We start from the raw sequence: 13,580 nt of genomic DNA on the forward strand, positions 1-13,580 counted from the left end.
CAGGAATGATCACGAAACGGTCACGAGGGCTTCGAGGGGCGGGTGCGAAAGGCGCGACCGCCGGAGACTCGGAGTCGTATCCGAGAAGTTCGCGGCACGCGGCCCACGTCCGCGCCGGGTAGCGCATAGATTGGGGGCATGAGCTCCGCCAGCGCGTCCCCGCAGGTCCCCGCTTCCCCCGGCAGTGGGCGATTGCTGCCCACCACCCAGGCCGATCGAGTTCGGGAGGCGCTGACCGGGTACCTCAAGACGACGTTCTCGCTAGCCGAGAAGAACGTGCAGTCCGCACTCGATGCGTTCCTGTCGGACCCTGACAATGGGATCTTCCGGGGGCCGTACGTGCGGACCCGGACCCCGTTCAAGCCCTCACCGGGTGGGCAGGACGTCCTCGACATCAGCACCGGTGAGTTCGACCCGTACGGCCATCAGGCGGCGGCTTTCGCCCGTCTCTCATCGAAGGGTCTGGAACCGGCGGAGCGGCCGGCACCGACGCTCGTGACGACCGGCACCGGCTCCGGCAAGACGGAATCGTTCCTGTTCCCGATCCTCGATCACGTCGTGCGGCATCGGCGCGCGGGCGGGCGCGGCATCAGCGCGCTGATCCTCTACCCGATGAACGCGCTCGCGATGGACCAGGCCCAGCGCCTGGCCGAGATGATCTCCGAGAGCGCCGAGTACGGTCACGTCCGCGCCGCCATGTACGTGGGCGACCAGGGCGACAAACGCCGGACGAAGGTCGACCCGGAGGGCCTCATCAACGACAGGGAGACCATCCGGCAGGACCCGCCGGACATCCTGCTCACCAACTACAAGATGCTCGACCAACTCTTGCTGCGCACCGCGGACCAGAAGTTGTGGGAAGAGAGCGCGCTGTCGCTCCAGTACCTGGTCCTCGATGAGTTCCACACCTATGACGGCGCGCAGGGCACCGACGTCGCCATGCTCCTCCGGCGCCTGGGACTCAAGCTCAAGAGCTATTGGTCCACCGCGGCCGATCCACGGATCACCACCGAGCACCGAGACCGGCCACTCGGTCGGATCACACCGGTCGCCACCTCCGCGACTCTCGGCGACAAGAACGACCCGGGCCAGATCCTCCACTTCGCACAGACGGTCTTCGGCGAGGAGTTCTCCCCGGACGCCGTCGTCACCGAGAGCCGCTACACCGTCGACGAGTGGGCGGCGCTGTACCGTGACTCCTCGATGACGGAGGATTCCGTCGTCCGGTTTGCTGATTTGGACGTGCCCGACCTCGCCTCCCGGATCGATCGGACGGACGTGGCCGGGGAGAAGGCCGCGATCGCCGCGGCGGCGCTGTTCACCGGTGACGGCGATGTCCGGTCCGACAACGCCCCGTCACGCCTGCTCGGCCTCTTCGCCTCGCACCCCGACATCCGGCGCCTGGCCGCGCTCACCGAGACGGCCACCCGCCTCGACGATCTCGCACGCGACCTGTTCCCCTCCGCCGAGCGCGGACCCCGGGAACTCGAACACACGCGGACGGTCCTCACCGCGATCATCGCGGCACTGTCCCTCGTCCGGGCAGAGACCGGACGTAAAGCCCTCACCGTCGACGTCCACTTGTGGGTCCGTGAACTCAGCCGGATCGACCGGGTGGCCGGTGGGGACACGGAGTTCCGGTGGTTCGACGACGGCCAGGCGGTCAGCCACCTGGGAGGGACCTGGGACGAGAACTCCTCCCGGGAAGCGTTCCCGGCACTGTACTGCCGCAACTGCAACCGCTCCGGGTGGGGCGTGCTCCTGGGGCCCGTGAACAACGGCCTGGCGCCCGAGACCCAGGACTCCGACATCCGCGGGGAACACGCGAACGGGAACGGACGGTTCCGGGCGCTCCTCTACGCCGAGAACGAGGCGGAAGCCTACTTCCGCAACGGTCCCGAGTCCGGTGACAACCACCCACGCCTCCGGGTGTTCGACACGGAGAACCGGCAACTCACGAGCCCGGATCCGGCCTATGTTGACTACCAACGGTTCGACCGGCAGCCCCCGAGCGACGACATCCGCGAGTCCTTCGCCGCGGGCAACCTGCTGCCGGTGCTCGTCCAGGACGAGGACGAGAAGGCCCGCCAGGACGTCTGCCCCTTCTGCGAGGAGAAGGACTCCATCCGGTTCCTGGGCTCCGCGGTCGCCACCATGTTGTCCGTGACCTTGTCGAGCATGTTCGGCAGCGCCGACCTGCGCGAGGACGAGAAGAAGTCGCTCGTCTTCACCGACTCCGTGCAGGACTCCGCACACCGCGCCGGGTTCATCGAATCCCGCTCACACGCTCTCACCCTGCGCAACGTGATCGCCGGTGCCGTCCCCGCGGGCGGGACCACGCTCGACCGCATGGGGAACCTCATCGTCGAGGCCGCCGGGGACCAACTCTCTGCCCGCCACCGGATGCTGCCCGCGGTGTTCGCACAAGGCTCGTCCTTCCCTGCCGTCACCCAGTGGTGGCAGCAACCCCGGAAACCGAACCCCGCCGGTCACGAGCTCGTGGAGCGTAGGCTCCGGTTCGACGCGACCCTGGAGTTCGGTACCTCCTCACAACTGGGCCGCACTCTGGAACGCACCGGCACCATCACTGCCGAGGTGGATCTCCCCGAGGACCACGAGCTCGACAACCTCACCCGCGCCGTCTTCGCCGAGACCGAGTTCGGACACTTCTCGGAAACCCCCGAAGGCGCAGACCACGCACCCGAGGCGCCCGCCCGCCGGACCTGGGTCCGCGGCGTCGTCGAACACCTCCGGGCACAGGGCGGGATCCACCACGAGTGGCTGCTCCCATACATCCGCGAGGGTGGCACCCGCTATCGGATCTGGGGCGGACGGGCCAAACACCAAGGGATGCCGGCCTTCCCCCGCGGACGTTCCGCTCCGCGCTTCGCCATGACGGGTAAGAGCCAGAAGGGACGGCCCGGTGGCGGACCGGAGATCCTCCTCGACTTCTTCGAGGACCCCCGCACCTGGTACGCCCGGTACACCGCACGTACCCTCCAGGTGACGCCCAGTCATGGCGGTGGCCTGGTGAAACGCCTATTCACCGAACTGGCCACCCGCAGCATCCTGCAGGGCGAGTCCGCCAAGGACGGTACGGCGAAGGTGTTCGGGCTGCCCGCCTCCCGGATCCGGCTTTTCCGCGGGGACGACGTCGAGGGCGGGGAGGCCTGGGTCCTGCGGTGCACCGTGTGCAGCACCGAATGGCCGGCGGGACCCCGGACTGTGGAGCACCTGGACGGTTCCCTGTGCATGATGGTGAGCTGCTCCGGGCGGATGGTGACGGAGACGGCGCCGCGGTCCTTCTACCGGGATCTCTACACGAGCCCGGGCATGCGGCGGATCGTCGCGCGGGAACACTCCTCGATCCTTGAGGCGACCGTCCGCAAGGAGTACGAGGACGGGTTCAAGCGCAAGGACCAGTCACCGGCGGATCCCAACGTGCTCGTCGCGACCCCGACCCTCGAGATGGGCATCGACATCGGTGACCTCTCGACCGTCGTGCTCGCCTCCCTGCCGCGAACCGTCGCGAGTTACGTCCAGCGCGTCGGCCGTGCGGGCCGCAAGACGGGCAATGCCCTCGACCTCACGTTCGTCCAGGGGCGCGGTGAGACCTTGCCGAAGATCGGCGACCCGACCTCGGTGATCAACGGGTCCGTGCAACCCCCGGCCACGTACCTGGACGCCGCCGAGATCATCAAGCGTCAGTACGTCGGTTTCCTTGTCGACACCCTGGCCCGGGAGGGCGGCGACCAGCCCTCGACCCCGGCCGAGGCGCTCGGGAGCACAGCGGAAGGCAGTTTTCTGGGCCGCCTCATCGCCCTCAACGCCGAGCGGGGTGAGGAGCTCGTCGAGGCGTTCCTCCGTCCCTTCGCGGGACTGGTCGGACTCGCCGCCGCGGAACTGCGGACCTGGGCGGTCGAGACTTCCGGGCTGTCCGAGCAGGTCTACGCGGCCTGCACTGCGTACACCCGTGAGATCGAGGAACTGAAGTACCGCCGGCAGACGATCTCCGACTCGCTCCCGGCCCTGCGGACCGCGGCGGAGAACACGGCGACGGCGACCGAGGACGACGAGAAGGCCTACCGGTCGGCACAGTCGGCACTGTGGGCCGTCGAGAAAGCGCTGGCGGCCGCGCGGAACGGTGGACACGACGGGAGCGGGTACTGGATCTCCGCGCTTGAATCGGCCGGTCTGCTGCCCAACTACACGCTGCTCGACGAGTCCGTCGAACTCGACGTGGCCCTGCACTGGAAGGAGGTCGGGGACCTGGGCGGCGAGGAGTTCCGCAAGGAACGCGTCTCGATCGAGCGCGGTGCCCGCCAGGCCCTGCGCGACTTCGCCCCGGGTTCGACCTTCTACGGCCGGGGGTTGGAGGTGCGGATCGACGCGGTCGACATCGGACATCAGGGCGAAGACCTGTACACCCTCGCATTCTGTGCACAGTGCGGGTACACCCATGACAGCCGGCCGGGCCGTGGTGCGAGCGATGTGCAGGACGGTACGGGGAGTGCTGCGGGGGAGGGCGCCTCGGGCGCGGTGGTCCCCGCGGTGTGCCCGCGATGCGGGGACGCCGGGATCGCTGACGTGGGCCAGCACGTCCCGGCGATCGAACTCACGAAGGTGAGCGCCCTGGTCAACCGGGACGAGAATCGGATCAGCGACCGGGACGACGAACGGAAGCGGCGGATGTTCACCGTGGTGAGCACGGCGGACATCGCTCCGCGGGGGATCGCCGACCGCTGGTACGTGAAGGACTACGGACTCGGGGTGAGCTACCTGAGCTCCGTCCGGATCGTCACGACCAACCTGGGGGCCAAGGGCGAGAGCGCGGAGATCATGGTGGCCGGTGCCGAGGTGGGCAACACCCGGTTCCGGATCTGCGAGGCCTGCGGACAGTTGGACTCCGCGGCGAACGTCAACACCGAACGCGACCACCGGCCGTGGTGCCCGCACCGGAAGAGCCCGGACGAACACTCCGTCGGGGTGGTCCTCACACACGAGCTCGACACCCAGGGGGCGCTGCTGCGTCTGCCCGCGGGGCTGCTCGAAGGGGAGACGATGGCCCTGCCGAGCCTGGAGGCCGCGATCCGCTTGGGGTTGCGGGAGCACCTGGGCGGGGACCCCGATCACATCGCCGTCATGCAGACGACCGAGCCGCAGTCCGGTGGGGGCGTCGCGGATGCGTTGCTGTTGCACGACACCGTTCCGGGTGGGACCGGGTACCTGGCCGATCTGGCGACCCCGGGGACCCTGTGGGGCGTGCTGCAGAAGGCCCACGAGATCGTGCGGGCCTGCGAGTGTCAGCACGACGACGCCGTGGCCGGGCGCATGGCGTGCCAGAAATGCATCCTGCCGTACATCAACCGGGACAACACCGGGCTGCTGTCGCGGGCCGTCGCCGAGCAGATGCTCGAGGAACTGCTGCGGGGTGGACGGAGTTCCGGTGGTGAGGACCCGGTCGCGGAGCTTCCGGTCTGGAGCGTCCAGCAGGAGCAGCCGGAGGACATCGATCCCGAGTCGTACCTGGAGCGGACCTTCCGCCGGGTGCTCAAGGACCGGTTGACGTCCGAGGGGTTCCACATCCACGAGGAGCCGAGTCAGGACGGGACGATCGTCCGGTTCGCCCGCGACGGGTCGAATGTCAGATGGGCGCTCGAACCGCAGCCCAAGTCCCTGCGGGACTCCGCGGGGACCGTGCCGGACTTCTTCCTCCGACAGGCGCCCTCGACGCTGCCGTGGGTGGCGCTCGCCATCTACACCGACGGCAAGAAGTTCCATGCCTCGTCGCAGTACAACAACGTGGCCGCGGACGCCGGGAAACGGACGCGGTCCCGGGCACAGCGGTACCCGGCGATCGCGTTGACGCTCGACGACGTGCAGGGCGCTGTGCGTGACGGCGGTGCTAGTGGTTCCGTTGGTGGTGCGGCTGCCGGCGGTGCCGATGGTGGCTTTGCTGGTAGTTCTGCCGGCGGCGGGGGAGCGCTGCCGTGGTGGTACGACGGTCAGGTCGCGCAGAAACTGCAGGGCGACGGGAAGTGGCCGGCGGAGACCCAGGAGTTCATCAAGAACCCGATGGAGATGCTGCTGGCGCTCATCTCCCGGGCGACCAGCGACGAGAAGGCTCTCCGGACGGCACTGAGGAAGACCGTGGACACTCTGCCGGAGTTCCTGGTGCGGTCGGGGAAGGATCTGGGGATCAAGCCGAAGAGGGCGTGGGTCGAGGGGTCCGCCGATCATCACCTCGTGGGGTCGGGCGGTGTTCCGGGAATCCTGTTGGGGACACGGAAGGCCCTGCCCGAGGGCACGAAGATGAACGGTGTCTATCTGCCACGGGCACCGCTGGGCATCCTGGTCCACAAGAGGGTGGTCCAGGGCGGGACGGTCGACGAGATCGGCCTGGTGCTCGACGACCGGGTCGAGACCATGACCTCCGACCCGGAGGCCTTCGACCGGGCCTGGCGCGAGTGGTTGCACCTGTCGAACCTGCTGCACCTGCGGCACTTCCTCGTCGCGGGGACGCAGAACGCCGTCGGATCGGTGCTCGGTGCCGGCTCGGTCGATGCGGGTGCGGGAGATGTCTCACCGGTCTCCGTGGCCGACATAGATGCCCCGGTTCCGGATGGTGTGCCGGTGGAGGGCGCCTCGGGAGCGGTGGAGGACACGGTTTCCGCGCGGTGGCGCGACGCGGTGTCGACACTGCGGGAGAAGGACGAGATCGTCCCGGCGGAGGCATCGTTCCTGGAGGCGTTCTTCGGGTCAGGGATCGAGGAACTCCCGGCCTTCGTCGAGGAGACCGATGACGGCACCGCCGTGCCGATCATGTCGTGGAGTGAGCGAAAGGTCGCGGTGCTGTACGAGGATGAGGAGACGGCCGAGGACGTCGCGGTGGAGGCCGAGAGTCTGCGGTCGTCAGGATGGACGGTGATCGTCGGTGCGGCGGATTCGGCCGGTGCTGACGTGACGGACCGGGTGAAGGCGGCGCTCGCCGGCGTCGGCACGAGTGCGACGGGTAGTGCCGACGCAGACATAGAAGGAGAGTGACGATGGCCAAGTCGACTGTCATCCTGCACAAGGCCGTCGAGGACCTGGACGGGTCCGTCCACGGCAAGGCGTACAAGTTCCTGACCAAGCTGGGCAAGGACGACGCGAGCAAGGGTCTGCACATCGAACCGATCCACCACTCGGTAGACCCGAAGTTCCGGACCGGTCGGGTGGACGACTTCTGGCGGGCGGTGTTGTTCAAGCTCGCCGGATCGAGCCAGAGCGCCTATGTGTTCTACGGGATCTACCCGCACGACGACGCGATCAAGCTCGCGCGGAAGCTCCGGCTGGACGTGAACCCCATCAACGGGATCACCGAGATCAAGCAGGTGCCCGTCGTCAAGGACGAGACGGATGCCGCGGAGCTGTTGGCGGACGACGGTGCCGGCGAGGCGCCGCCTGCCGCGGAGGAGGCCGGCGGTGAGGGCGTTGAGAGTACGCCTTCCGGGGCCCCGGCGGAGGTGGCGCCCGTGGTGGCGCCGGTCGGGGAGAAACTGGTCCATCAGCTCATCGACCAGTACTCCGACGAGGACCTGCACGACCGGATGGGGATCGACCGCGAGTACATCGCAGCAGCCCGTGCGGCGAACACGGTCGAGGATCTGCTCGACGCACTCGGGGGTGCGCCCGACTGGCAGGCGGATGCCCTGCTCGACCTGGCGACCGGGACGGAGCTGACCGAGGTCCGGGTGAAGCTCGGGTTCGACGCCGACCCGGACGCTGCGTCCGAGGTCGGTGCCGAGGATTCGTCCGGTACCACCGACGGAGTACCCGGCACGGGTGCGGATGCCGGCGACGCGGAGGCGGACGGTGCGGTGCGTGCGGAGGGCGAGGGCGCCTCGGCGGAGGAGACCGAGGCGGACCGGATCCTCGCGGGAATGCAGACCGATGCGGCGCGGCTCAGTTTCGCCGTGATCGACGGCGAGGAGGAGCTGGCGAAGGTCCTGGAGGACGGCGACTTCCAGGCGTGGCGGGTGTTCCTGCACCCCGAGCAGCGGCGGTTCGCGGCCCGTGACTACAAGGGGCCGTTCCGGCTCTCCGGTGGTGCGGGAACCGGGAAGACCGTGGTGCTCGTGCACCGTGCGGTGCGGCTGGCACGGGCGAACCCGGAGGCCCGTGTGGTGCTGTCGACGTACACGCGGAACCTCGCGGCGGAGTTGGATGCGCAGGTGAAGGCGCTGGACCCGGAGGTGCGGCGGGCGTCCTCGCTCGACGAGCCGGGGGTGTACGTGCAGGGTCTGGACTCCCTCGTGTACGAGGTACTGCGGAATGCCGAGGCCGGGGAGTTGTCGACCGCGGTCGGGCGGGTGCTCGGGGCGGAGCGGACGACAGTACTGCAGTCCGTGAAGTCGACGAACGACGACGAACGGATGTGGAAGGACGCCGTGGCCGTGGCGGGTGACGACCTGCCGGAGCGGTGCCAGGAGGTGGCGTTCCTGCGGGACGAGTACGAGCAGATCGTGCTCGGCAACGGGATCACGCAGAAGGCGCGATACCTGCGCGTCCCGCGGCCCGGTCGTGGCGTGCGGCTGAGCCGTGGTCAGCGTGGCGCGGTGTGGGACGTCGTGACGCAGTACCGGACGCTCGCGGCGCAGCGCGGTGTGGCGACCTTCGAGGAGAAGCGGCACATCGCGGCACAGGTGTTGGCGAAGCGGGCCGAGGTTGCCGGGGTCGATGTCGTGGGCCGTTCCGAGGCCGAGCGGTCGTCGGCGTACGTGGCCGACCACGTGCTGGTCGACGAGGGGCAGGACCTGGTCGCTGGGCACTGGAAGTTCCTGCGTTCCCTGGTGCGGAAGGGGACGCCGAACGACCTGTTCATCGCCGAGGACTCGCACCAGCGGATCTACGGGCAGAAGGTGAAGCTGGGGGCCTTCGGGATCAGCATCATCGGGCGATCGCGGCGGTTGACGCTCAACTATCGGACGACGGAGTTGAACCTGGCCTTCGGCATGAAGGTGCTGGCCGGGCATGCGGTGGCCGAAACGTCAGCGGCCGGATCCGAGGGCGCCGACGGTAGTGCGGCCGGTAGCGCGGCCGGTCAGGGGGTCACGGACCTGGAGGACAACGTCGAGAGCGTCGTCGGGTACCGGTCGCTGCGTCGTGGCACCCGTCCGGTGGTGCGCGGCTTCGAGTCGGCGCAAGCGGAGGCCGAGTTCGTGGCAGGCGTGATCCGCGGGTGGCTGGACAGGGAGACGGACCCGGTGAAGCCGGAGCAGATCGCCGTGCTCGTGCGTGACTGGAAGGCACAGAACGACGTGATCCGGCGGCTGAGTGAGCTCGACGTCGACATCCAGCCGATCGACGGCAAGGCGAGTTCGCGGGGGCAGAGTCCGCTCGTCATGACGATGCACCGGGCCAAGGGCACCGAGTTCCGGAACGTCGTGCTGTGGGGAGTGAACGACGGGTCGATGCCCGTCAGGCTCGCCAAGGAGCGGTACGACGAGGAAGTCGCCGCGGACATCGACCAGCGTGAGCGTTCGCTGCTCTACGTGGCGGCGACCCGTGCCCGTGACGAACTCGTGGTCACGTGGTCGGGCAAGAAGAGCGAGTTGGTTCCTGGTGCTTAATCGAGAAAAGAGAATCGAAACTTTCGACTATCTCCCCGAGGGGGAAACCATAAGATGGGAGAACTATGGGATCGGAGGCGAAGAGATAAGCAGAGTCCGATCGTTCGCCAATATGGCTCTTGGTGTCATTTTTCGTTCAACTATTCCGCCCTTTTATTTGCTATCTTCTGTCTTGGATTTGGCTTCATCCAAGATGGCTCGTCTGAAAGATATCGATAAAATCGTGAGAGAGGCGGACGTGGGTAAGTTCAAGAAGTTTACGGAACGGTACGGGAAAGAGGCTCTGCCTTTGCTGGCCGGAGCAATAGTAAGCTTTACAGTAGGAAGATTCCTCGAATCGGAAAACCGGGCTACGCTGACTTTATGGCTGATTTTAAGTGCCTTTATAGTTTTAGGATTCGTGTGGATGAGGGGGGTGGTTGAGAAAGACCTTGACCTTATGAATAGAAATCCATTCTCCAATTATCGGCCGGCTGATGAAAATCTGCGGGACCTAATCTCCCAGTGGGAAGGGGTGCGGGCGCCGTTTCACTACAGGTACTTCCTGCCTTCTGAGGGCACGGAGGAGGGCAGGCGCGAGGGGATGGCGTTGTCTGTTATTTTAAGCCGAATGCCGGGGGTGACTGCCGCGATGTGTGGGAACGCTCTTCTCGTCGGGTCGCTTTTTTATCCTCTGCTTATTAACGTAGGTAGATCTCCGACGGAATCTATTGTTTTGACAGTAATTCTGTCCTTGCTGGGCAGCGGCACGGTTCTTTATGCACTGATTCTGGAGGTAAGAAGCGGGTGGAGGAATGCCAGCTTGACGTATATTTACCATGTAAGGAGGGAGTCTCAACTCAGGAGGACAATGAGAGTTCACGGAGCCATCCTCGGTAGGTGCTCAGGTGAGTGGCTGGATGGTTTTCCATTGGCGTCCTCTCCGAAATCTTAATGCCTCCTTCCAATTCGAAGACGAGCCTTTCGTTTTGGCGGGGTGTGATGTTCGCTTTTCTGATGTTCGAATAATTTGCGAATCAGCTGGACTGAGATCCTCACAGTTCTTTGGCATCTGGATAATTACACGCATCAATTCGCTGATCTTGAATACGCGCGAGTCCATTCATTGCGGCGGTCGTCGAGGAGCTGTCCTGTGTCGTCTTCGACGTGGTGGCGGATGAGTACGCCGATCGCGCCGGCGTACCTGCGTATGGTCGAGAGCTTGGGATCGTTCTCCATGCTCTCGAACGTGGAGATCGTCGACTGAGTGACGGTCACTCTTCGTTGTGTGTCGGGCGAGTCAGCTTCCCCTGCAACTTCTTCATCGCCTTCCCTTCGATCTGGCGGATGCGTTCGCGGGTCACGCCGAACTCCTGGCCGATCGCGTCGAGGGTCATGGGCTCGGCACAGGTGAGGCCGAAGCGCATCTCCAGCACCCGGCGGGAACGCTCGTCCAGGGACGCGTGCAAGAGATGGCGGACCGTCGCGCGGAACTCGGAGTCGAGAACACCCTCCTCCGGGTGCGGGACCACGTGGGTGTGCGCGGCGTCGGGGTGAACGTGCTGGTCGATCCAGGAGTCCTCGTTCCCGCCCCGCCGGGTCTCGAATGCGCGGTCCCAGTCGAGCGACCGGTCGAGCGAGAACGGCTGGAGCCGTTCCAGCACCCGTGCCTTCTCCGCGAACTCCGGGAACGCCGCCGGATCCTTGCGGTACTTGCCGTACTTCTCGACGACGTGGACAGGGATCCGGATCGTCCGGCTCGAGTCCGCCAACGCGCGCGTGATCGCTTGCGTGATCCACCACGTCGCATAGGTCGAGAACTTGGTGCCCTGCGTGTAGTCGAACTTCTGCACCGCCCGGGCGAGTCCCAGATTGCCCTCCTGGATGAGGTCCATCAACGACAGCCCCTGGTGCTGGTACTTCTTCGCGATGCTCACCACCAGACGCAGGTTCGCCCGGACGAACCGGTCCTCGGCATCGAGCCCCGCGCGGACCATCCGCTCCAGGTCCCGCTTGTCCCGGCGCCGGGCGAAGGTGAGCACCGAGAGCTTGTGATCGGCGAACAGACCGGCCTCGATGTCCTTGGCGAGCTCGACCTCCTCCTCGGCGGTGAGCAGATCCGTCGTGCCGATCTGGGACAGGTAGAGCCCGAGCAGGTCCAGATCCTCACCGTCCACGGCGTCGAGGTCCGGCTCCCGTCCTTCGCCGCCCCGCAGAACGTCGCCGTTCGCTCCGTCGCCACCCCCGTGCCTGTCGCCCACCCCGTGCAGACGGAGGACGGTCGGGGGAGTGGAGGGCGCCTCGGGAGCGGGGTCGGTGGGTGCCGGAGCCGCGGACGACTCCGGACCTCGGCGGAGGAAGGCGAGGAGATCCTCGATCTCGGTCGTCCGGAACTCCGCGACCCGCGAGGCGGTCGGCACCACCGTGTCGAAGTGCCCGTGATCGCTGCGGAAACTCGGGTCCTCGATCGTGTGGCGGGCGTACAGGTGGACCATCCGCCCGTGCCGACCGTCGGCCTTCGCCCGGACCACGCGGCCCAGTCGCTGGACGACCTGGCGGCGCTGCCGGAACCCGGAGACGACGACGGCCAGGTCAGCCTCCGGCACGTCGATGCCCTCGTCGAGGATCCGCGGGGCACACAGCGCCTGCACCTTCCCCGCGGCGAAGGCCTGGAGCGACATCTTGCGGCGCAGCGGCTCCGCCCGACTGCTCACGACCTCCGTCGCGATGCCGGCCTCGGCGAGCGTGGACCCGGCCTGCGAACTGCTGTCGATCGACTGACTGAACACGAGCGTCCCCGCGGACTCCGCGACGACGGGCGCCAACCCCGACAGGACCAGGAGTTTCTCCTGCGCATCGGCGAGAAGCCGCTGCCGGCGCGCGACCGCCTCCAGGAATTTGAGTGCCATGACTGTCTCCGGCGAGGGGTCGTTCTTCCGCCCCGCCACCTGCTGCACCCGCTGGAGGAACTGCGCGTACGGTGCATTCTCGAGGCCCAGCCGCGCCCTGAGCCCGGCCCCGAGCTTGCTGATCGTCGCCGAGAACTCCTGGTAGGCGTGCCGTTCCTGCGGTGAGAGGTCGACGCCGACGAAGGCGAGGTCGAACGGGGCGATCACCCCGTCCGCCAGCGCCCGAGCGTACTCCAGGCGGAACACGACCCCGCCGAAGAACGGGTCGAGCACGTGCGCGTGCCGCTCGTCCGGCCGGTCGTACGTGGCGGTGAGCCCCAGGCGGAACGCGAACCGCTCGCTCAGCGCCTGCACGAAGGCCGGTGCTGCGTACCGGTGGCACTCGTCGGCGATGAGCAGGCCGTCGTGGTGCTCGGCGAGCAGGCTCTCCCGCGCCGCGGCACTGTGGACGACGGCGACGAGGACGTCGCACTCGTCGAGCGAGTCCTGCCCGCCGTTGCCCAGGATGCCCACCCGGGCCTCGGGGACGACCGCGTGCAGCCGCGTCCGCCACTGGTTCTGCAGCTCGATCGTCGGCACGAGCACGACCGTCCGCACCGCGAACTCGAAGGCCTGGAACGCCGCGGTCACCCCGACCATCGTCTTGCCCGCGCCGGTGACGGCCTCGACGACGCCCCGCCCGCCCGCGGCATACCAGGACTCCAGGGCCTCGCACTGCCAGGCCCACAGGTCGGGGTTCACCGTGCGTGCGCGGGTGCCGCGCAGGAGGGAACGGAACCGGCCCGCGGTCGAGGTGCCGGGTGAGGGCGCCTCGGGAGCGGGGGAGACCGTCGTCGCCGAGGCGGCCACGACCGGCGAGGCGCCTTGTGGGCGGGAGACGCGGCCCGGGCGCGGCGAGTGCGCAGGACGGGAGAGCGAGAACGGGCCGGTGGAGGAGAGGGGTGTGACCGTCATGGAGAACCTTCGTCAGGAAGTGGTGATCTCAGGCATGACGGACGTTACGGATGGCCTCGGACACACATCTTGTGGGTGTGGTGTGGAGGACGACCGCGCGGGCTGTCCTCCACACCCCCGTCCACCG

Annotated in this window: 4 protein-coding genes; 3 read left to right on the forward strand and 1 reads right to left on the reverse strand. The window is 67.3% G+C overall.

Annotated elements, in window-relative coordinates; all coding sequences use genetic code 11:
* The first annotated feature begins 138 nt into the window (after positions 1-138).
* The 3 genes from AAD496_RS01540 to AAD496_RS01550 all read left to right on the forward strand — a co-directional run bounded on the left by AAD496_RS01540 (position 139) and on the right by AAD496_RS01550 (position 10,545).
* Positions 139-7,044 (forward strand): DEAD/DEAH box helicase, encoded by a 6,906-nt coding sequence (locus AAD496_RS01540; protein WP_349826869.1) that lies wholly within the window; start codon positions 139-141, stop codon positions 7,042-7,044.
* Positions 7,045-7,046: 2 nt separating this feature from the next.
* Positions 7,047-9,611, forward strand: a complete 2,565-nt coding sequence (locus AAD496_RS01545; RefSeq protein WP_349826870.1) for a 3'-5' exonuclease — start codon at positions 7,047-7,049, stop codon at positions 9,609-9,611.
* A 223-nt stretch (positions 9,612-9,834) separates the two neighbouring features.
* Positions 9,835-10,545 carry a hypothetical protein gene (locus AAD496_RS01550; RefSeq protein ID WP_349826871.1) on the forward strand — a complete coding sequence of 237 codons (711 nt, stop codon included), beginning with the start codon at positions 9,835-9,837 and terminating at the stop codon, positions 10,543-10,545.
* Positions 10,546-10,864: 319 nt separating this feature from the next.
* Here AAD496_RS01550 and AAD496_RS01555 read toward each other — a convergent pair whose 3' ends face one another.
* Entirely contained in the window at positions 10,865-13,453 is a 2,589-nt protein-coding gene (locus tag AAD496_RS01555) for a sigma-70 family RNA polymerase sigma factor (RefSeq protein WP_349826872.1), read from the reverse strand.
* Positions 13,454-13,580: the final 127 nt, after the last annotated feature.

The organism is Brevibacterium litoralis (assembly GCF_040212315.1).
GTDB classification, from domain to species: Bacteria; Actinomycetota; Actinomycetes; order Actinomycetales; family Brevibacteriaceae; genus Brevibacterium; species Brevibacterium litoralis.

Coding starts and splice junctions, on each gene's coding strand:
- AAD496_RS01555 (WP_349826872.1), bottom strand. CDS start 13,453: ATGACGGTCACACCCCTCTCCTCCACCGGCCCGTTCTCGCTCTCCCGT.
- AAD496_RS01540 (WP_349826869.1), top strand. CDS start 139: ATGAGCTCCGCCAGCGCGTCCCCGCAGGTCCCCGCTTCCCCCGGCAGT.
- AAD496_RS01545 (WP_349826870.1), top strand. CDS start 7,047: ATGGCCAAGTCGACTGTCATCCTGCACAAGGCCGTCGAGGACCTGGAC.